Source organism: Streptomyces sp. NPDC059169 (genome assembly GCF_042755225.1).
GTDB lineage: Bacteria > Actinomycetota > Actinomycetes > Streptomycetales > Streptomycetaceae > Streptomyces.
The window spans coordinates 21,388-42,964 of the sequence record NZ_JBHZCF010000032.1 but is presented as its reverse complement, the minus strand read 5'-3'; the positions used below and the strand labels follow the sequence as shown (position 1 = coordinate 42,964).

The following is a 21,577-nucleotide window of genomic DNA, read 5'->3' as shown; positions in this document are numbered from 1 at the left end:
TTCGTGGAACTCGCCCTGCGGGCGGGGGATGAGGTCGGCTGTGATCTGGTCGACGAGCTCACCCTTGCCGCCCCCCTGGTCCTGCCCGAGCACGGAGCGGTGGACCTTCGGGTCGTGGTCGGTTCGGCCGACGACTCCGAGCGGCGCGACCTGACCGTCCACTCCCGCAGGGAAGGCTCCACGGCCGACGCGCCCTGGGTCCTCCACGCGACCGGCCGCGTTTCGGTGTCCGACGACACCGTCGGCCGCACCGAGGCGTTCAGCGACTGGCCCCCGACCGGAACAGAGCCAGTCGACGCGGAGAACGTGTATGACGAGTTGGCCGGGCTCGGTCTTGAGTACGGGCCGTTGTTCCAGGGCCTGCGGGCTGCCTGGCGGGGTGCGGACGGTGAGGTGTTCGCCGAGGTCGCCCTTCCTGACGGCGCCGACGCCGCCTCGTACGGCATCCACCCGGCGCTCCTCGACGCCGCCCTGCACGCCATTGGTTACGGCGAGGAGCAGGCGGAGACGGAGACGGCCAAGCTGCCGTTCTCCTGGAGGGGAGTCGCCCTCCACGCCACGGGCGCCACCGCGCTGCGCGTGCGGATCACCACGGCCGGCGCCGACAGCGTCACGCTCGCGGTCGCCGACGACCACGGTCGCCCCGTCGCCACGATCGGTGCCCTCGACCTCCGTACCGTCTCCGCCGAACAGCTTGTCGCGGCCGGGGACGCGGACTCGGCGCACGAGGACCTGTTCCGGCTGGCCTGGGAGGTGATTCCGGCCGCTCCCGCGTTCCCCTTCGGCCAGTGGGTGGTGGCCGGTGACGACGGTCTCGGTCTGCTTCCCGCGCTCAAGGGTGTGGAGATCGAGGCGGTGGACCGGGCGACGATCGCCTCGCTCCGCGAGGAGGTTGCCGCCGGCGCCCCCGTGCCGTCCGCCGTCCTCGTACCGCTTGGGGCCGTTCGGGGCGGACCGGCGGCCCCGGTCGGCGACCTGGCCGTCACCGCCCGTGCGGCTGCGCACCGGGTGCTCGGTCTGCTGCACGAGTGGCTCGCGGACGACATGTTCGCCGAGACGCCGATGGTGTTCGTGACCTCGGGCGCGGTCGCGGCGACGCCCGGGGACGAGGTCACCGACTTGGTGCACGCCCCCGTCTGGGGTCTGATCAGGGCTGCGCAGTCCGAGAATCCGGGCCGCTTCCTGCTCGTGGACGTGGACGACCTCGACTCGGTGGCCGGGCTTGCCTCGGCGGTGGGTTGTGGCGAGCCGCAGCTGGCCGTCCGTGACAACCGGACTCTGGTGCCGAGGTTGGTGCGGACTGGTCCGGGTGGCGGGGGGCAGGGGGGTGTGTCTCGGGCTTTCGGTGAGGGGACGGTTCTCGTTACGGGTGGTACGGGTGCGTTGGGTGCTTTGGTGGCGCGGCACTTGGTGGTCGAGCACGGGGTGCGGAGTCTGTTGTTGACCAGTCGGCGTGGTGTGGAGGCGCCTGGGGTGGTCGAGCTGGTGGCGGAGTTGGGTGAGTTGGGTGCTGAGGTTGTTGTGGCGGCGTGTGATGTGGCTGATCGTGAGGCGTTGGCTGCGCTGTTGCGTGATGTTGTTGATCTGTCGGGTGTGGTGCATGCGGCCGGTGTTCTCGATGATGGTGTGTTGTCGGCGATGACGCCGGGGCGTCTGGATGCGGTGATGCGGCCGAAGGTCGACGCGGCCCTGCATCTGCATGAGTTGACCCGGGAGATGGACCTTTCGGCGTTCGTCCTGTTCTCGTCCGCGGCCGGTGTGGTGGGCAACCCGGGTCAGGCGAACTACGCGGCTGCGAACGCCTTCCTCGACGCCCTCGCCGCCCACCGCCAAGCCCTCGGCCTGCCCGGTCTCTCCCTGGCCTGGGGCCTGTGGCAGAAGGACAGCGGCATGATCACCGACCTGGGCGGCGGCGAGGTGCGGCGGATGGCCCGGGACGGTGTGGTCGCGCTGTCCGACGGTGACGGCCTCGCCCTGCTCGATGCCGCCCTCGGTGCCGTCGACACCCCGGCCCTCGTGCCGATCCGACTCGACCTCCCGGCGCTGCGCGCCGCGGGCGGGGCGGTTCCTCCGCTGCTCTCGCGGCTCGTCAAGGCTCGGGCCAAGCGAGTGGCGGCAGCGGGGTCGGCCCTGCGTGAGCGGCTCGCCGGGCTCGGCGGCCCCGAGCGGGAGGCCGTGCTCCTGGAGGCGGTCACGTCGGAGGTGGCGGCGGTGCTCGGCTACGCCGGGGCCCACGAGGTCCAGGCCGACCGGGCCTTCCGCGACCTCGGCTTCGACTCGTTGACCGCGGTGGAGCTGCGCAACAGGCTCGGTGAGATCACCGGGCTGAGGATGGCCGCGACGCTGGTCTTCGACCACCCGTCGCCGACGGAGCTGGTCGCCCACATCGCGGCCGAACTGGACGAGGCGCAGGGCGATTCCCCGGTGCTCGCCGACCTCGACCGGCTTGCCCGGACGCTGGCCGGGGCGCGGCCCGACAGCGGCCAGCGCGCCCGGGTCACGGCCCGGCTGCGGGCGCTGCTCGCGAGCTGGTCCGAGGACGGTGAGCCGGAGAGCACGGACGGCGGCGACATCACCGGAACGATCGAGTCGGCGAGCGACGACGAGATCTTCGACTTCATCGGCAAAGAGTTCGGTATCTCCTGATCTGCGAGGACGCGACACCATGGCGAACGAAGAGAAACTGCGACACTTCCTCAAGCAGGTCACGGCCGATCTGCACCAGACGCGCCGGCGGCTGAGCGAGGAAGAGGAGAAGGCGCACGAGCCGATCGCGATCGTCGGCATCGGCTGCCGGTTCCCCGGCGGCGTCGAGTCGGCCGACGATCTGTGGGAGCTGGTCGAGCAGGGCCGCGACGGTGTCGTGCCGTTCCCGACCGACCGTGGCTGGGACGTCGACAACGGCGTCCGGCCGCTGGCCTGCCGCAGCGGCGGTTTCCTGGAGGATGTGGCCGGGTTCGACCCGGTGTTCTTCGGGATCTCGCCGCGCGAGGCGGCGGCCATGGATCCCCAGCACCGACTGCTGCTCGAAGTGGCGTGGGAGGCGTTCGAGCACGCCGGCATCGATCCGACGAGCCTGCGCGGCAGCAGCACCGGTGTGTACGCCGGGCTGATGAACAACTCGGATTACGTCTCCGCGCTGACCGCCGTGCCGGAGGGCGTCGAGGCGTTCCTCGGCACCGGAAGCACCGGAAGCATCGTGTCCGGCCGCATCGCCTACAGCCTCGGCCTGGAGGGCCCCGCGATCACCGTCGACACGGCCTGCTCGTCGTCGCTCGTGACCCTGCACCTCGCCGTGCAGGCGCTGCGGCAGGGCGACTGCTCGTTGGCACTGGCCGGCGGGGTCACGGTGATGTGCACGCCGACGACGTTCTTCGAGCTGAGCCTGCTGCAGGGCCTCGCGCCCGACGGCCGGTGCAAGTCGTTCGCGGACGCGGCCGACGGGACCGGTTTCGCGGAGGGCGCGGGCCTGCTCGTGCTGGAGCGCCTCTCGGACGCCCGCCGCAACGGGCACCGGGTGCTCGCGGTGGTTCGGGGTACCGCTGTCAATCAGGACGGCGCGTCCAACGGGCTCACCGCCCCCAGCGGTCCGTCCCAGCGGGACGTCATCCTCGCCGCGCTCACCAACGCCCGGCTGACGCCCGATCAGGTCGACGCGGTCGACGCGCACGGCACCGGCACGACGCTCGGCGACCCGATCGAGGCTCAGGGGTTGATGGCCACGTACGGCGACGGCCGTCCTGAGGGCCGGCCGCTGTGGCTGGGGTCCCTGAAGTCGAACATTGGGCACACCCAGGCCGCAGCCGGGGTCGCCGGTGTGATCAAGATGGTGCAGGCGATCCGGAACGGCGTGCTGCCCAAGACGCTGCACGTGGACGCGGCGTCCACCAAAGTCGACTGGGCGGGCGGCGGAGTCGAACTGCTCACCGAGGCCCGGCCCTGGCCGGAGACCGGCGCGCCGCGCCGCGCCGGGGTGTCCTCGTTCGGCCTGAGCGGCACCAACGCCCACGCCATCATCGAGCAAGCGCCGACCGAGCAAGCGCCGACCGAGCAGGCCCAGGACGAACGGCCGTCGGCCGGTGAGGCCGAGGCGGACCACGCCCAGGCCGGTCAGACCCCCGTCCCCGTGCTCCTCTCGGCGAAGTCGCCCGGGGCGTTGCGGGGGCAGGCGCGTGCGCTGCGCGTCCACCTGCGTCGTCACGCCGGCATCACGCCGTACGAGGCGGGGCGGGCGCTCGTCCGGGAGCGGGCCGTGTTCGACCACCGGGGCGCGGTCGTGGCCGCCGACCGGGAGGAGCTGCTGCGCGGGCTCGCGGTGCTCGCCGGCGAGGAGAGCGCAGCGAACGTGGTGCGCGGGACGGCTCGGCCCGGCACCCGGCCCGTGTTCGTGTTCCCCGGGCACGGCACCCAGTGGGTCGGCATGGCACAGGGGCTCCTGGATTCCTCGCAGGTGTTCGCGGAGTCGGTCGCGGCCTGTGACGCGGCGTTCGCCGAGTTCCAGGACTGGTCGGTGGAGGCCGTCCTGCGGGGCGACCCCGCCGCGCCCACCCTGGACCGCATCGACGCGGTGCAGCCGGTGCTGTTCACCATGATGGTGTCCCTGGCTGCCCTGTGGCGTTCGTACGGCATCGAACCGGGCGCCGTCGTCGGGCACTCCCAGGGCGAGGTGGCCGCCGCCTGCGTGGCGGGCGTGATCGGGCTGCGGGACGCGGCCCGGATCACCGCCGCGCGCAACACGGCCCTGTGCTCACTGGCCGGCAAGGGCGCCATGGCGTCCGTACTGGCCGGCCGGGACGAGGTCCTCGCCCGGATCGCCCGCTGGGAGGGCAAGCTGTCGGTCGCGGCCGCCAACGGCCCCTCCGCCTGCGTGGTTTCCGGCGACCCCGACGCGGTGGACGCCTTCGTCGCCGCGTGCGACGAGGACCGCATACGGGCCCGCCGGATCCGCGGGGCGAACGCCGCCGGCCACTCGGTCCAGGTGGAGGCGCTGCGCGACCGGATGCTCGGCGAACTGGCCGTGCGGCCCGTCGTGTCGACGCTGCCGCTGTACTCGACCGTGACCGGCGGACTGGTCGACACCACGGACATGGACGGTGACTACTGGTACCGCAACGCCCGCCAGACCGTGCAGTTCGACGCCGCCGCCCGGGCGATGCTCGCCGACGGTCATCGGGTCTTCCTGGAGGTCAGCCCGCACCCGGTGCTGACCGTCCCGCTCCAGGGCATCGCCGACGACGCCGGTGTCCCCGTCGAACTCGTCCCGACGCTGCGGCGCGACGAGGGCGGGCAGGACCGGTTCCTCGGCGCGCTCGCCCACGCGGCGAGCTGCGGGGCGGTGCCCGACTGGGACACCGTGTTCCCCGCCGAGAGCCGTGCCGTCGAGCTGCCGACGTACGCCTTCCAGCGCGACCGCTACTGGCTCGACAGCGCCCCGTCCGTCGGCGACGTCTCCACCGTGGGACTCCAGTCCGCCGCGCACCCGCTGCTCCCGGCAGCCCTCACCATGGCCGACGGTGGTCATACGGTGCTCACCGGACGCCTCGCGCTGCGCACCCACCCGTGGCTCGCCGACCACGCCGTCGACGGCACGGTGCTGGTGCCCGGGACCGCGTTCGTCGAGATGGCGCTGAGCGCGGGTGAGCGGGCCGAATGCCACCGGCTCGACGAACTCACCCTCGCCACACCGCTGGTCCTCGCCGGTGACGAAAGGGCCGCCGTGCAGGTCGTCGTCGGCCCGCCGGATGCCGACGGGCGGCGCCCCGTATCGGTGCACTCCCGCCTTGACGGTGCAGCCGACGAGGTGCCGTGGACGACGCACGCAACCGGCGAGCTCGCCCCCGAACCCGCCGCCCCCGACTTCGACTTCGCCGCGTGGCCGCCGGCCGGCGCCGAACCGCTCGCCGTCGACGGGCTCTACGAGCGGCTGCACGCGGCGGGGGTCGACTACGGGCCCGTGTTCCAGGGGCTGCGGGCCGCCTGGCGGTCCGGCGACGACACGTACGCCGACATCACGCTGCCCGAGCAGGCGTCGTCCGATGCCGCCCGGTTCGGACTGCATCCCGCCCTGCTCGACGCCTCCCTGCACGCCGGGATGGTCGGCGCCGAGATCTCCGGGGAGGCGCCGCTGCGGCTGCCGTTCTCGTGGACGGGGGTGTCGCGTCACCGGGACGGCGCCGACCGGCTGCGGATCCGCTTGACCCGGACCGGGGAGCACGAGATCTCCCTGCGGGCCGCCGACGATGACGGCTCCCCGGTGCTGTCCGCCGACGGCCTCGTCGTACGGGAGGTGCCCGCGGAGGCGCTGCGGGGTGCGGCCGGCCGGCACCACGACACCCTGTTCGCGGTCGACTGGACGCCGGTCGCCGGCACGGGCCGTGCGGACCTCGGCGACTACGTCGTCGTCGGTGACGCGGGCACGGGCGACGGCGACCGGCCGGGCGAGCTAGCCCCCGGCACCCGTTACGAGACACTCGACGCCCTGATCAAGGCCATGGAGCAGGGCACCCCCGCTCCCGAGCTGGTCCTGCTCCCACTCCCGACCCCCGACCCGACCACGCCGGTCCAGGGCACCCAGCCCTCGGCGCTCCCCACACCCGCCGACGTGCACCGGCGCACCGCCGGTGTGCTGGGGCTTCTTCAGGGCTGGCTGGCCTGTGGGCCGGCTGCCGGGACGCGGCTCGTGTTCGTCACCCGGAACGCCGTCGCCGCCCGGCCGGGCGAGGAGGTCGCCGGTCTGGGGCACGCCGCCGTGTGGGGACTGGTCCGGTCCGCGCAGTCGGAGAACCCCGGCCGGTTCGCGCTGGTGGACCTCGACGTCCCCGTCGGCTCCGCCGGCGCCGGGCGTGCCCTGGCCGCCGCTCTGGCGAGCGGCGAGCCGCAGACCGCGGTCAGGGACGGTGCCGTCAGCGCCCCGAGGCTCGTCCGGCCCGCCGTCGACGAACGGGCCGCGGGCCGGCTGGCCCATGCCGGGGGTACCGTGCTCGTCACCGGTGCGAGCGGCACCCTCGGTGCCCTGGTTGCCCGGCACCTCGTGGCCGAGCACGGGGTGCGCAGCCTGCTGCTCGCCAGCCGGCGAGGTCCGGCCGCCGAGGGCGCGGCCGCACTGCGCGACGAACTGTCCGCGCTCGGCGCCGAGGTGGCGTTCGAGGCCTGCGATACCGCCGACCGGGAGGCCGTGGCCGCGCTGCTCGCGGGGATTCCCGCGGACCGGCCGCTGACCGCCGTCGTCCACGGCGCGGGTGTCCTGGACGACGGTGTCCTCGAGACCCTGACCCCCGACCGGCTCGGTGCCGTCCTCAGGCCCAAGGTGGACGCTGCCCTGCACCTGCACGAGTTGACCCGGGAGACGGACCTCTCGGCGTTCGTCCTGTTCTCGTCCGCGGCCGGTGTCGCCGGCAACCCGGGTCAGGCCAACTACGCCGCCGCGAACGCCTTCCTCGACGCCCTCGCCGCCCACCGCCGGGCCCTCGGCCTGCCCGTCGTCTCCCTCGCCTGGGGCCTGTGGAACGAGCGCAGCGGCATGGCGGGCGACCGTGACGACGAGGCGCTGAAGGCGGCGCTGCGGACCGGCATCGCGGGCCTCGACACCGAGGAGGGGCTCGCCCTGTTCGACCTCGCGCTCGGCTCCGACCGGGATCATCTGGTGCCGATGCGCCTCGACTTCGCCGCCCTGCGTGCCCAGCTGGACGAGGTGCCGCCGCTGCTGCGCGGCCTGATCAGGGTGCCGTCGCGGCGCTCCGGACCCCTCGACGGCGCCGCGCGGGAGTTCCGGAACCGTCTGGAACGTGCGGGTGAGGACGAACGGCCCGCCGTCGTACTGGAGTTCCTCAGGGCTCAGGTGGCGTCCGTGCTCGCCCTGCCCGATGCCACGGCGGTCGACCCCGGGCGGGCCTTCCTGGAGATGGGCTTCGACTCGCTGACCGGCGTCGAGCTCCGCAACCGGCTGGCGAAGGCGGCCGGTGTGTCGCTGCCGCCGACCGTGGTCTTCGAGAACCCGACACCGTCCGACCTCGCCGCGTACATCGCGGGCGCGTTCGGCGACGCGGCGGCCGCCGGCGGCACCGCCGGCGCGCAGTCGGCCACCCGGGCGGCCGTGCGGGAACCGAGCGTGTTCGGGCCGATGGCCCGGCGCGCGGTGGAGACGGACCGGTTGGCCGAGTTCACCGGACTGCTGTCCGCCGCCTCCGAGTTCCGCCCCGTGTTCACCTCCGGGGACCAGTTGACCGGCGAGCTCGACGTCGTACGCCTCTCGAAGGGGCCCGCCGGGCCCGGCCTGGTGTGCATCCCGTCGGTCCTCGCGATGTCGGGGCCGCACGAGTACGCGCGGTTCGCCGCCGCGCTGCGCGAGGTGCGGGACGTGTCGGTGCTGCCGGCGCCCGGGTTCCTCGCCGGGGAACTGTTCCCGGCCAGCGTCGATGCGCTCGCCGAGGCACAGGCGGACGCCCTGCTCGCCCATGTCGGCGAGGAGCCGTTCGCGGTCGCCGCGCACTCCTCTGGCGGGCTGCTCGCACACGCCCTGGTGCGGACCCTGGAAGCCCGCGGGGTGCGGCCCGAGGCCCTTGTGCTCATGGACGTGTACGCGCCGAGCCGTAAGGCGTTCGACGGGATCGAGAGCAGGCTGGCCGACGGAATGGGCGGGGACACGGGCGGGTTCCTGCCCATGGACGACGCACGGCTCACGGCCATGGGCGGCTACTTCCGGCTCTTCGGGCAGTGGCGGCCGGAGCCCGTCGAGGCGCCGACGCTGCTGGTCCGCGCGGAGGCACCGCTCGCTGCGTGGGACGCGGGCGACGCCGAGTGGCGCTCCCGCTGGGAGCACCCGCACGAGGCCGTGGACACCGCCGGCGACCACTTCTCGATGATGGAGGAGCACGCGGCCACCACCGCCGGGGCCGTGGACGGCTGGCTCGCCGCACGAGCCGGCTGAGCGGCACCTGCTCGACCGCCGGACGGGCGTGCCCCCGAACCCCCGGGTCCACCCGGGTGGACCCGGGGGTGGAGGAAAGTCCCCACCCGTCCGGCCCCGTACCTCCACCGCCGGGCCCAGGAAACCAACGACGCCCCGCCGTAATTTCGATGTCGACGAGGAAAGCCCCTGGTCCCTGGGGCGGATGAAGGGGGCTCACATGAGTGACGCCATGAAGGAAGCACTGCTGCTCAGCGGCGCGCTGTTCGCCATCGTCATGCTGACGCAGGTCGGCAGGCACAGCTTCGGCTGGTTCAAGTTCAGCGTGTCCATGGGCTTCACGCTCTACCTGTACTGGGACACGTACGAGCGGACGCCCTACACCGCCGCGAACTACACGGCCGCGCTGGTGGGCACGCTGATCGGCGCCGGCATCGGGTACTTCCTGATGCGGAACATGGTCGTCTATCGCAATGAGCTGAAGAAGCACAGGGTCTACACCCGGGCCGGCTGGGCCTACCTCGGGATCTGGATCGCCGTCCTGGTCCTGCGCACCGCGTTCCTGCTGGGGCTCGAGAACTCCGATTCCTTCGCCGAGAAGGTCGGAAAGTTCATGATCGAGAATGATCTGGGCTCGGACGGCATTGCCGCCTTCTTCGTCATGATGGCCATGACGATGGTCGGTTACCGCACCCTGGTCTGCCTGATCCGCGCCCGGCGCCTGCCCCCCGCCCCGGCCCAGAACCCTCCGTCCGGCACTCCCGCCGGTACGGCCACGACGCCCGCGGCGGGCCCGGAGGAGACCGAGGAATCCCCCGTCAACGGTTCCACCGCCGCCGCGCGCGACGGGGCGGCGACGTTCTGACCGTCCGCCGCCCCGCCCGACTGGCCCGGCCCTGATACCTCAGGGCCGGGCCAGTCCCTGTTGGAAGGCGTAGCGCACCGCGTCCGCCCGGTTGCGCGCGTCGATCTTCGCGAACGCGTTGTTGATGTGCGTCTTGACGGTCGTCTCCTCGATGAACAGCGTCGATGCGATCTCCGCGTTGCTCAGCCCCTCGGCGATCAGCCGCAGCACGTCGACCTCGCGGGCCGTCAGGCCGTCGGGGAAGACCCGCCGACGGTTCGGCCGCGGCTGCTCCGTGCGCTCCGGTTCCGCACCTGCCGACGCCGGCGGAGGCGGAGGGGACGCGGCGAGCGCCGCGGCGAGCCGGCGGGTGATCGTCGGGTCGAACGTGGACTGGCCGTGCGCCGAGTTGCGGATCGCCATCGCGATCTGCTCGCGGTTGGCGTCCTTGGTGAGGTAGCCGCGTGCTCCGGCGCTCAGCGCAGCGGCGATCGACTCGTCATCGGCGTAGGTGGACAGGGCGAGGACGGTCACGTCCGGATGGTCGGCGAGGATGCGGGCGGTCGCCTCCGCCCCGCCCATCTTCGGCATCCGCAAGTCCATCAGGACCACCCGCGGCCGGGTCTCGGCCACCAGCTGGACCGCCTCGGCGCCGTCGGCGGCGCCGCCGACGACCTCGATGTCGTCCATCAGGTCGAGCAGGGACATCAGCCCCTCGCGGACGAGCTGCTGATCATCCACGACCAGGACCCGGACCGGTCCGCCCGTCTGTTCCGTCTCGCTCACGCGCAAACCCCCGTTGTCGTGCTGTTCGTCGTGTCGTCGTCGGCGCATCGCGCAGCGACGAACCTATCGCTTGTACGAGGAAGGGCACGGGCCCGCGGCTTCCGGAGGAGGACGACTCCGGAGCAGCCGCGGGACCGTGCCCGTGGTCGAAGGCGGTCAGCGTGCGGTGGCCAGGGCCAGCTCGCCGGCCAGGTACAGCGCCCGGCAGGCGCGGCGCTGCACCTTGCCGCTGGTCGTGCGGGGCAGAGCGCCTCGGCGGATGAGGAGGACCTCGTCGGTGTGCAGCCGCTGCCCGTCGTGCACGGCGGACCGCACCTTCTCGCGCACCTGCTCGGCGCCGGGCCCGCGCAGCACCCGGCCGTCGGTCTCCACCACGACGACCAGGCGTTCGGTGTCGCCGTCGTCGACGGAGAACGCCGCCGCGCAGTTGGGACGCAGGCCCTCGACCGCGTTCTCGGCGGACAGTTCGATGTCCTGTGGGTAGAAGTTCCGGCCGTTGCGGATGATGACGTCCTTCAGCCGGCCCGCCACGAACAGTTCGCCGTCGTGCATGAAGCCCAGGTCACCGGTGCGCAGGTGCGGGACCCCGGGCTCGCCCACGACCGCGGCTCCGAAGGTCTCCCGGGTCTCCTCGGCGCGGTCCCGGTAGCCCTGTGCCACGCACGGCCCGGAGATCCAGATCTCGCCGATCCGGCCGTCCGGCCGTGCCTCCCGGGTGACCGGGTCGACGATCGTCACGCGGGTCGTGGCCGCCGCCGCTCCGGCGCCGACCAGCGGCTGTGCGCCCTCCTCGGCTTCGCCGCGCGGCTCGAAGCGGCCGTCCAGGAGCGCGTCGGAGCCGACCCACAGCACGCTCGGCACCCGGTCCGACGGGGAGGCGGTGGCCTTCAGGGTGTTCTCGGCGAGCCCGTAGCCGGGGCACATGGCCTCCGGTGCGAAGCCGGCGGAGGCGAAGGCCTCGGTGAACGCCCGTACCGCCCGGTGGCGCACCGGCTCCGCGCCGTTGGCGGCCACTCGCCACGCGGACAGGTCCAGGGGCGCGCGGGGCCCGTTCTCCGCGAGGTCGGACACGCACAGCTCGTAGGCGAAACTGGGCGCCGCGGCGTGGGTACCGCGGTACCGGGTCAGCGCCTCCAGCCAGCGCAGCGGCCTGCGGATGAAGGCGGCGGGTTCCATGAGGTAGGCGGGGACGCCGGAGCACAGCGGCAGCAGGACGCCGAACAGCATGCCCATGTCGTGGAAGAGGGGCAGCCAGGACACGACGACGCCGTCGGGGCCGGTCGGCCAGATGTCCTCGGTCTCCGCCACGTTGTGCAGGAAGTTGGCGTGGGTGACTGTCACGGCCTTGGGGTGGCCGGTGGAGCCGGAGGTGTACTGGAGCAGGGCGATGTCCTCGGGGCCGGGTGCGGGCCCGTCCCAGCCGTCAGGCCCGTACGGCAGCGTCTCCGTGTCGACGAGGCGCAGCCCGGCGAGCTCCGGCACTCCGGCGAACCGTTCCTCCAGGTCCTGCTTGATGGCGCCGGTGGTCAGGATCGTGGTGGTGCCCGCGTCGTCGGCGATCCGCCGCAGCCGCTCCAGGCCGCGGCGGCGGGTGGGCACTTGGACGGGGGCGGGGGCGATCCGCCCGTACATGCAGCCGAGGAGGGTGCGGACGAACTCGAGGCCGGACGGGTAGAGCAGAACGACGCTGTCGCCGGCGCCGAGCCCTGATGCGGACAGGGCGGCTGCCCGCGCCCGGGCGTCGGACTCGAGTTCGCGGTAGGTGATCTCGCTGTCGGGTGTCTCGCCGTCCCGCAGGTACACGTAGGCGGTCTCGTCCGGCTGCTTGACGCTGTGCAGTGCGAGGGCCTCCGTCACCGTGAGCACGGCGGCCGGGGCTCGGTCCCGGTCGTGCAGGGGTGTGGGCTGTGGTCTGGCCGTGGGCGGCCTGGTGAGGGACATGGTGGCTGGTCCTGTTCTTCAGTCGTAGGGGAGCACAACCGGAGCGAGGAGGTCGAAGAGGTCACCGGGGCCCGGGTTCGTGGGATGCGTGCGCCCGCCGAGCCGGTGCAGGACGCCCCAGACCGCGTTCAGGGCGGTGGTCACCGCGCCTTCGGCGAAGCCGGGTGTCCAGGAGATGCCGTCACCGCACAGGAACAGCCCGCCGTGCCCTCCGTTCCCACCGTGCGTGAACTGGGTGAACAGGCGCCGCTGATAGCGGTACTGGCCGGGCAGGTTGGCGCGGAAGGCACCCATGAAGTGCGGCTCGGTCTCCCACGTGACGCCGAGGGGACCGTCGATGATGTGCGAGCGGATGTCGACACCGGGATAGATGTCGGCGAGCCGGGCGAGGAGGACGTCGAGCCGCTCCCGCTCCGACAGGGTGGCGAACTTCAGCGAGTCGTCGTTCCACGTGTACGACAGACACATGACGCCGGGCCGGTCCGGGCCCTCGTCGAAGAGGTACACACCGCGCGCGGAGCGGTCGGTGAGGGTCATGCCCATGGTCTCGTGGCCGGTACGCGGATCGATGTCGCGCCAGAACGGGCGGTCGGTGAGCACGAAGAGCTTGGAGCTGCCCATGTAGTGGGTGCGCTCGACGGCGAGCCACTGGTCGGTGGAGAGCAGCGAGGCGTCGCAATCGATCCGGCCGAGCAGCGTCCACACATGGGGGGTGAACACGACGGCCGCGTGCCGGCGGACGGTGCCTGACGCGTCGGTGATCTCGATGTCGGGGCCGACCCCGCGCAGTGCCCGTACTCCGGGCAGGGGGGTGTCGTCGTGCAGCGAGGCGAGCGAGGTACCGCCGGGCCAGTGGGCCGGGTGCTCGGGGGAGTGGGTCCACAGGCCGCGCGGGATCCGTTCGGACCCGCCGTCGACGAGGACGTGGTCGCTGTCGGCGTCGGTGGCGACGACCCGCAGGATCTCGAGCATCGAGTTGGGGAAGTCGGTGTCCCAACCGCCGCTGCCGAAGCCGACCTGGCCGAAGATCTCCCGGTGCCGGAACGAGCGGAACGCGGGCGACGAGGCGAGGAAGCCGTAGAACGACACGTCGTCGTACTCGCCGACCAGCCGGTTCCACACAGCCTTGAGCGTGGCCGTGTCACGGTCCTGGACGGCGCCCCGCAGGACGGACAGCTCCGCGCGCTCCTGCAGCGACTTGTCCCAGGCGGTGGACACCTCGTGGAAGACGGCGGGGAGTTCGTCGGCGGTACGCGCCCACTCGCGCCGCCCGGCGAGGTCGACGACCGTCGTCGGCGTGCCCGGGGCGAGGGGGTTCGGGAAGGGGCGGGTATCGAGGCCCAGCAAGTCCACGTAGTGGAACAGGGCGCGGGCGGAGACGGGGAACCGCATGGCGCCCATCTCCGCGACGCTCGACGGATGGCGGGGGAACGGCACGGAACGCATCCGGCCGCCGATGCCGCCCGCCTCGTACACAACGGGGCGCAGCCCGAGCCGCAGCAGCTCGTAGGCGGCGGTCATGCCGGCCATGCCGGCGCCGACGACGGCGACCTCCGTGCCGTGGCGTTCCGGCGGCAGGGAGCCGAGGCCCGCGGGACGCCGGAGCCAATCGTCATAGGCGAAGGGGAAATCCGGTACGAGCATGGTCACCGGAGGGGAACTGTCTGGCGTCATCGAGAAGACCTCTCGGGCCGTGCGCGAAATCCGGATCGAAAGCAGGACCGGAAGGGCGGATCGGAAGGCAGCGGAATCCGGCGGACACCATGAATTGAGCCGATCGGGCCCGGCCTGGGGCAACCCCTAGTCGCCCCAGGGTGCGGCGCGGATCCGATAGGGGCTTGCCCGCGCGCATTCCGTCCGTTCACTCTGATGACTCCGGCAGTCGGGGAATTCAGTGAAATGCGCTGGGTATCCGGCGGCGAACACCGAGGGGGACGCACGCATGACAACCTCGAGCTCTGCTCGCCGTGCGCGCGGAAGGCATCGGAAACTCCGCGGGTGGTCCCGGGCCGGACGCCGCGGGGAGAAGCACCGGCGGGAAGACGAGGCCCAGTCCGCGGACCCGGTCGAGGCTCCGGCCGTTGAACGGGTCGAGGCCCCGGCCGGGGACGGTGCGTCGCAGGAGGAGCGAGAGCGCACCCACCGGCTGATCATGGCGGTCATGCCGGGCCTGATGGCGGGCATGTTCCTCTCGGCGCTGGACCAGATGGTCATGAGCGCGTCGATCCGTACGATCGCCGACGACCTCGGTGGCCTCCAGTTGCAAGCCTGGGCGACCACCGCGTATCTGATCACCTCGACGGTGACGACGCCGCTCTACGGCAAGCTGTCCGACATCTACGGACGCAAACCCCTGTTCGTCGCCGCGGTCCTGCTGTTCACCGCGGGCTCGCTCGCCTGCGCCGCGGCCGGCACCATGCACCAACTGGCGCTGTTCCGGGGCCTGCAAGGTCTCGGAGGCGGCGGACTCACCGCCGTCGCGATGGCGATCACCGCCGATCTCGTGCCGCCCAGGGACCGGGCCCGGTACCAGGGCATGTCCATGGCGGTGTGGCTGTCGGCGAGCCTGCTCGGCCCGCTGGTCGGCGGTCTGTTCGCCGGCGCGGGCGACGTCCTCGGCCTGTCCGGCTGGCGCTGGATCTTCCTGATCAATGTGCCCGTCGCGGCCGTCGCCCTGGTGGTGATCGTTCGGGTGCTCAACGTGCCGCACCGAGCCCGGTCGCGCCGGATCGACCACTGGGGCGCCGCCGCCATCACGGCCGGCACCGTCCCGCTGCTGCTGCTTGCCGAGCAGGGGCAGCAGCGCGGCTGGACCTCCGCCTGGTCGCTGACCTGCGCCGCGCTCGGCGTCGCCGGATTCCTGGGATTCCTGCTGGTCGAGCGGCGGATGGGCGCGGACGCCCTGATCCCGCTGCACCTCTTCCGCATACCGACGTTCAGCGTCGCCGTCGCCGTGTCGATGCTGGTCGGCGGGGGCATGTTCGGCGCGATCTCCGTCGTACCGCTCTATCTGCAGATCGTCGGCGGCAACGCACCCGTGCAGGCGGGATTGATGATGCTGCCGATGATGGCCGGCGTCGTCATCTCGACCATCTGGTCCAGCAAGGTCCTCAAACGCGGCGGCAGTTACAAGATGTTCCCGGTCGTCGGCGCGTTCGTCACCGGGGCCGGCATGTTCGTGTTCCGTACGGCGGGCCCCGGCACCCCGTCCTGGGTACCGATGCTGGTACTCGTCGCCTTCGGCATCGGCATCGGCAACTGCACCCGCACCCTCATGGTCGCCGCGCAGAACTCGGTGCCGGTCGCCGACATCGGGACGGCCACCGCCTCGGTCACCTTCTTCCGGCAGGTGGCAGGGGTGTTCGGGGTGGCCCTGTTCCTGTCGGTGCTGTTCGGCGCCCTGCCCGGGCGGCTCGCCGAGGCCGCCGACCGGCCCGAGGTCGCGGCCGCCGCCGCAGACCCGGCCGTCGCCCGCGATCCGCGGAACGCGCCGTTCTTCGAGATCGAGGACGGTTCCCGGCGGCAGCTCGACGACTCCTCGTTCCTCGACCACGCCGATCCCCGGCTGAGCGGCCCGTTCCGCGAGGCCTTCGACACCGCGACCGACCTGGTGTTCCTCATCGGAGGCGGCGTGATGGCCGTCACCGCCGTGCTCGCCCTGTTCCTGAAGGAAGTACCGCTGCGCGAGCTGAGCGCGGCCCAGATCGCCGAGCGGGAGACCGCCGCCAAGGAGTACGCATGACCACCGCAGAAACAGTCGACCAGCCGCTCGGCCCGGTCACCGACACCGACACCGCCGGCTTCGACGCGGTGACCCCGTGGGCCGAGGAGGACTGGCGGGCCGGGGCGCTGTCCTGGGTGGCCGAGAGCCTCGCCCGGCGCGGCCTGAAGCCGTCCGCGGACGGCCTGCGGGTGCGGCTGCGCCCCTGGTCGGTCCTGGTGCGCGTGCCCGTCGAGGGCGGCAGCCCCGTCTGGTTCAAGGCCAACCCGCCCGCGTCCCGCTTCGAACCGGCGCTCGCGACGGCCCTGCACTCCTGGGTGCCCGGCCAGGTCCTCGAACCGCTCGCCGTGGACACCGAGCGCGGTTGGACACTCCACCCCCACGGCGGAGAGCTCTTCGGTGACCTGGCTGCCGACCCGCAGGCGTGGCAGGACGCACTGCTGCAGTACGCGGTACTGCAGCGGACCGTGTCCGCGCACCGCGACGAACTCCTCGCGTTCGGACTGCCCGACCTGCGGCCCGCGATGCTCGGGCCCGTCTTCGGCCTGCTGACGCACCGCACCGGCGGCCTCGACGACCAGGTGCACGGCGCCCTCAGGCAGCTGGCCGGCCGGTTCGCCGGATGGTGCGCAGAACTCGACGCCTCCGGTATCGCGGCCACCCTCGACCACTCCGACCTCCAGGAGGGGCAGATGTTCCGGGCCGGCGGCGGCTCGTACGTCTTCCACGACTGGGACGCGGCCTCCGTGGCCATGCCCTTCACCAGCCTCCTCGTCGTGGCCCGGGTCGTACGGGAACGCTTCGGTGAGGAGGCACCCGCCGTGCTGGCCAGGCTGCGGGACGTCTACCTGGAGCCGTGGACCGACGACGGCCACTCCCTGCCCGAGCTGCGCCGCCTCGCCGACCTCGCCACCCGGGTCGGGCCGATGGGCCGGGCCGTACGGGCACTCGCGCCGGGCCGCATGTTCCCGGGCAGCGAGCTGGACCTGAGGGCGATGCACTCGGTGGGCGTCCAGGAGGGGCTCGCGGCCGCCTGCGGGCTGATGCTCGCCGACTGACGGTGAGGATGCGGCGTGGTGACGCTGCGGGTGGGTCCGACGCTCCGACTGACCGGCGCCTCCGGCCTCACGCCACGGCGCGGTGATCGACCAGGTAGGCCGGCAGTCGGCGACCGGGAGTCCGACCACGATCCGCGGCTACCGCGACCCGGTGGACGGATGCGCCCGCACGGCGAGCTGGTCACGGTGGGGGTGGAGGGTACCGGCGCCGACGGGGCCGATCCCACCCGCGTGCTGAACGCCGCCGGGGACACCGTCGTCGACGCGGACCGGACCCGATCGCACAACGCAGCGGATGAAAAGCAGTTCGACGTGCTCGACGCCCACGCCGCCGCGGCGGCGGTACTGTCCGGCCGGGCCACGCACGCCGAAGAGCCGGGCCGGCGTGTCGAAGCCGTGCGCGTCCTGCGGATCGCGCGCCGCAGCGCCGTCAAGGCCCGCGCCCAGTCCACGAACCGGACGCCGTAGTCGGCCCGCTGGTCAAGCAGTCCGCCCCGGCGCTGCTGGAGCTGTTCGGGGCGGCCCCGAGACCGCCGGCCGGCTGCCGGCCACGGCCCGGGGACGATCCCGAACGGACGTGGTCCGAGGGTGCGTTCGCGCACCGGGCCGGCGTCGCCCACCGGCCCCTTCCGGCCGCACCCACCGCCACCGATCAACCGCGGCGACCTGGCCGCGAACAACGCCCTGCGGAAGGGCCGTCCAAGAAAGACGGCATGCGCTGCCTCAAGCGATTCGTCGCCCGCGAGGTCTACCGCGCCCTGACCAGCACACCAACCGACCGAATCACTCAAACCGGCCTGGCTCCAGCTGCTTGACAGTCATAGGAGCGTCCGCGTAGTTCCCTATTCGGCCGCCGATTCTAGGGGCGGTTAGGGGGTTGTTGCCGAACTCGGGCCCTCGATAGCGTCCGAAGCCGAAGATCCCGGCCAGCAATTACTGCTTCGCCGAATGAATGGGATCCATTCCATGCCGGTTCTCGGCAATCGACCTCGAAAAACCTGGGAATGGTGGACGTGCCCAAGTCTCTTTATGAAATAGGCGAGTTTCCCCCGCTCGGTGAAGTTCCCTCGCAGATGTACGCCTCGGTGATCCGCCAGGACCGCTTCGGCGAGCCGAAGCAGGCCTTCCGTACCGAGGTCGTCGACACCCCGAAGCCGGGCCGCGGCCAGGTGCTGGTGTACGTCATGGCCGCCGGGATCAACTACAACAACGTGTGGGCCTCGCTCGGCGCCCCGATCGACGTGATCGGCATGCGCCAGAAGATGTTCGGCGCCACCGAGGACTTCCACATCGGCGGCACCGACGGCTCCGGCGTCGTCTGGGCCGTCGGCGAGGGCGTCAAGGGCGTCAAGGTCGGCGACGAGGTCATCATGTCCGGTGCCCAGTGGGACGAGCAGGCCGCGGACGTGCGCCTGGGCGCCAATCCCCTGTGGTCGACTTCCCTCCAGGCCTGGGGCTACGAGACCAACTACGGCTCGTTCGCGCAGTACGCCCTGGTCGACGAGTACCAGTGCCACCCCAAGCCCGCCTCCCTGTCCTGGGAGAACGCCGGCAGCTTCATCGTCACCGCCGCTACCGCCTACCGGCAGCTGTGCGGCTGGGAGCCGCACACCGTGCGGCCAGGCGACCCGGTGCTCATCTGGGGCGGCGCCGGAGGCCTCGGCTCCATGGCCATCCAGATCGTCCGCTACCGCGGTGGCATCCCGATCGCCGTCGTTTCCGACGAGGAGCGCGGCCGTTTCTGCATGGAGCTCGGCGCCGAAGGCTTCATCAACCGCAAGGAGTTCGACCACTGGGGCCGGCTCCCCGACGTGACCGATACGGCTGCCACCGAGGCGTGGAGCGCCGAGGCCCGCCGCTTCGGCAAGAAGATCTGGGAGATCCTCGGCGAGCGCCGGGCTCCCAGGATCGTCCTCGAGCACTCCGGCCAGGACACCCTGCCTACCTCGATGTTCGTCTGCGACTACGGCGGCATGGTCGCCATCTGCGGCGGCACCAGTGGCTACAACGGCGACCTCGACCTGCGTTACCTGTGGATGCGCAGCAAGCGGCTCCAGGGGTCGCACGGCTCGGACACGGCGCAGAACCGCGAGATCATCAGCCTCGTGGGCAGCGGCCGCATCGACCCGTGCGTCACCTACTGCGGCACCTTCGAGGACATCGGTCCGGCCCACCAGATGCTGCACGACAACGCTCACCCGGCGGGCAACATGACCGCCCTCGTGAACGCCCCGGAGCGCGGCCTCACGTCCTTCGCCCGCCCCTGACGCGCCCGGCGCTTCACCCTCACCCGGCGCTTCACCCTCAGCCGCGCCACCCCTCACACCGACTTCGCCGAAAGGTCCCACCGTCATGCGCGTTCTGTCCACCGTCACCGGCTCGCAGGGGCACGCTCGTGCCGTGCTGCCCCTCGTCCGGGCCCTGGCCGCGGCGGGCCATGAGGTCGTCGTGGCCCTGCCGCCGCACCTCGCCGAGGTGTACGCCGACTCCGGCGCCCGCGTCGAGCCCGCGCTGCCCGACTTCATCGCGGCCATGCAGGAGATGCGCCAGCTCCGGGAGAACCTCGAGAACATGGCCCCGTCGCTGCTCGGCCCGAACGGGGAGGTCGACGAGCGCGCCCAGCTCATCGGATTCGCCGGCGGCCCGCAGGTCGCCAGCGCCTACCGCGCCGTGCTGCCGCTTGCCGAGGAGTTCCGCCCCGACCTGGTCCTGCGCGACGGCGGCGAGCTCGCCGGCTGCCTGATCGCCGAGAAGCTCGGGATCCCGCACATCTCCGCCCCGTCCGGCGCCGGCAACCTCATCGACCCGGCCGGCCTCCACTCGCTCCTGAACGTCCGCCGCGAGGAACTCGGCCTGCCCGTACAGGACGACAAGTGGTCCATCTACGCACACGGCCGCATCGACTGCATGCCGCAGGGCTACGCCTTCAACGCCTTCGAGTCGCCCGAGCCGTTCCGCTACAGCCAGCCGATGCTCACCGACGGACACGGCGGTCTGCCGCCCGAGTTCTCCGAGCTGTCCGGTGACAAGCCGCTGATCCTCGCCTCGGTCGGCACATCGCTGCCGGTCGTGATGGGCATGCAGCTGATGGGCATCGAGATGCCCGACGGCATGATGGACCCGGCCGACACGCTGCGCGCCATCGTCGGTGGCCTGTCCGCACTCGACTGCCACGGCATCGTCTCCAGCGGCGGCCTGCCCGTCGAGGACCTGAACCCCGGCCCCAACGTGCACGTCGTCGACTGGGTCCCGCAGCCGCTGCTGCTGCAGTGCGCCCAGGTCTTCCTCACCCACGCCGGCTACAACGGCATCCGCGAGGGCATCAAGGCCGGCGTCCCGATGGCCACCCTGCCGCAGTACGCCGACGAGCCGCACAACGCCGTGCGCATCGGCGAGTTGGGCCTCGGCGCCCCCATCGAGGAGGTCACCCCCGAGGGCATCGCCGCCGTCTGCGAGCGACTCCTCACCGACGAGAAGATCACCGCCAACGTCCGTACCGCCCACCGCAGGATGCTGGGCCTGCCCGGCATCGACGCCGCGGTCGCCCACCTGGAGCGGCTCGCGGGACACGAGCGGGCCGTGGCGTGAACACCGAACCCCATGACGGCCCGGCCGTGTTCGGGCTGCGACCGGGTGACCGCGCCCTGGTCGTGGCCCCCCACCCGGACGACGAGACCATCGGCCCGGGCGGCACCGTCGCCCGTATGGCGGCCGAGGGCATCGAGGTCCATGTGCTGTGCGTGACGGTGCGCGCGGCCCGCATGTACGGCAGCGTGAGTGATCCGTCCACCCGCCTCGCGGAGTTCGAGAAGGCCTGCACGGCGCTCGGCGTCACCCGCGCGGCGATCGCCTGGGTCGACGAGACCGGCGAACTCGACATCACCACCCGCGGGCGGGCCCTCGTCGACCTGATCGAGCGGCACGAGGAGGCGTCGCTGGTGGTGACGCGGCCCCGGCTGATGCTGATGCCGTCAGCCGGCGGCTTCCACCAGGACCACCAGGCCGTCCACCGGGCCGCATTCGCCGCGGCCCGGGTCCAGGCGGCTGGCCTCAAGCCCACGCCGGAGCTGGTCCTCGGCTACCGGGGCGTCGAGGACCGCTGGTCCGCGCAGAACGAGTCGTGGTGGGTGCATGTCGACACCACCCGGTTCTGGGGCGCCAAGGAGGAGGCCCTGCGGGCGTACGGAAGCCAGATGCGGGCCGAGGGGCCGCGGTCGGTCGAGCAGATCCGGCAGGTGGACACCGTCGCCGGCTCGTCCCTCGACTTCGGCTGCGCGGAGTCCTTCGTCCCCTACCGGATGGCCTACAGGCAGTCATGAATC

Annotated in this window: 10 protein-coding genes and 2 pseudogenes; 9 read left to right on the top strand and 3 right to left on the bottom strand. The window is 72.4% G+C overall.

Features of this window, described 5'->3' with window-relative positions; all coding sequences use genetic code 11:
- Positions 1-3 precede the first annotated feature (3 nt).
- From ACFXOM_RS35110 to ACFXOM_RS35100, 3 genes and pseudogenes are all read left to right on the top strand, one after another.
- Positions 4-1,866 (top strand): annotated as a pseudogene (locus ACFXOM_RS35110) (SDR family oxidoreductase); the annotation flags it as partial.
- 381 nt (positions 1,867-2,247) lie between these two features.
- A pseudogene (locus tag ACFXOM_RS35105) lies at positions 2,248-8,926 on the top strand (type I polyketide synthase); the annotation flags it as partial.
- Positions 8,927-9,125: 199 nt separating this feature from the next.
- Entirely contained in the window at positions 9,126-9,770 is a 645-nt protein-coding gene (locus ACFXOM_RS35100; protein ID WP_384942407.1) for a hypothetical protein, read from the top strand.
- 39 nt (positions 9,771-9,809) lie between these two features.
- Here the strand turns inward: ACFXOM_RS35100 and ACFXOM_RS35095 are convergent, their stop codons facing one another.
- The 3 genes from ACFXOM_RS35095 to ACFXOM_RS35085 form a co-directional block, all read right to left on the bottom strand.
- Positions 9,810-10,535, bottom strand: coding sequence for a response regulator (locus ACFXOM_RS35095; RefSeq protein ID WP_384942409.1), 726 nt, complete (start codon positions 10,533-10,535; stop codon positions 9,810-9,812).
- A gap of 156 nt (positions 10,536-10,691) precedes the next feature.
- Positions 10,692-12,476 carry a fatty acyl-AMP ligase gene (locus ACFXOM_RS35090; protein ID WP_384942411.1) on the bottom strand — a complete coding sequence of 595 codons (1,785 nt, stop codon included), beginning with the start codon at positions 12,474-12,476 and terminating at the stop codon, positions 10,692-10,694.
- An 18-nt stretch (positions 12,477-12,494) separates the two neighbouring features.
- Positions 12,495-14,180 carry a flavin monoamine oxidase family protein gene (locus ACFXOM_RS35085; RefSeq protein ID WP_385041529.1) on the bottom strand — a complete coding sequence of 562 codons (1,686 nt, stop codon included), beginning with the start codon at positions 14,178-14,180 and terminating at the stop codon, positions 12,495-12,497.
- A 238-nt stretch (positions 14,181-14,418) separates the two neighbouring features.
- On the opposite strand from ACFXOM_RS35085, the gene ACFXOM_RS35080 reads away from it, so the two are divergent.
- The 6 genes from ACFXOM_RS35080 to ACFXOM_RS35055 all read left to right on the top strand — a co-directional run bounded on the left by ACFXOM_RS35080 (position 14,419) and on the right by ACFXOM_RS35055 (position 21,574).
- Positions 14,419-16,218 carry an MDR family MFS transporter gene (locus tag ACFXOM_RS35080; protein ID WP_385041526.1) on the top strand — a complete coding sequence of 600 codons (1,800 nt, stop codon included), beginning with the start codon at positions 14,419-14,421 and terminating at the stop codon, positions 16,216-16,218.
- Positions 16,215-17,255 carry an aminoglycoside phosphotransferase family protein gene (locus ACFXOM_RS35075; protein WP_384942415.1) on the top strand — a complete coding sequence of 347 codons (1,041 nt, stop codon included), beginning with the start codon at positions 16,215-16,217 and terminating at the stop codon, positions 17,253-17,255. The genes ACFXOM_RS35080 and ACFXOM_RS35075 overlap by 4 nt, the downstream gene beginning before the upstream one ends.
- A gap of 159 nt (positions 17,256-17,414) precedes the next feature.
- Positions 17,415-17,723, top strand: a complete 309-nt coding sequence (locus ACFXOM_RS35070) for a hypothetical protein (protein ID WP_384942417.1) — start codon at positions 17,415-17,417, stop codon at positions 17,721-17,723.
- Between the two features lie 539 nt (positions 17,724-18,262).
- Positions 18,263-19,522: a crotonyl-CoA carboxylase/reductase gene (gene ccrA, locus ACFXOM_RS35065; protein WP_384948747.1), complete on the top strand. Its 1,260-nt coding sequence runs from the start codon at positions 18,263-18,265 to the stop codon at positions 19,520-19,522.
- A gap of 85 nt (positions 19,523-19,607) precedes the next feature.
- Positions 19,608-20,843 (top strand): nucleotide disphospho-sugar-binding domain-containing protein, encoded by a 1,236-nt coding sequence (locus ACFXOM_RS35060; RefSeq protein ID WP_384942421.1) that lies wholly within the window; start codon positions 19,608-19,610, stop codon positions 20,841-20,843.
- Complete coding sequence (locus tag ACFXOM_RS35055) at positions 20,840-21,574, top strand: PIG-L deacetylase family protein (RefSeq protein WP_384942423.1); 735 nt, start codon at positions 20,840-20,842, stop codon at positions 21,572-21,574. The genes ACFXOM_RS35060 and ACFXOM_RS35055 overlap by 4 nt, the downstream gene beginning before the upstream one ends.
- The last annotated feature ends 3 nt before the right edge of the window (positions 21,575-21,577 follow it).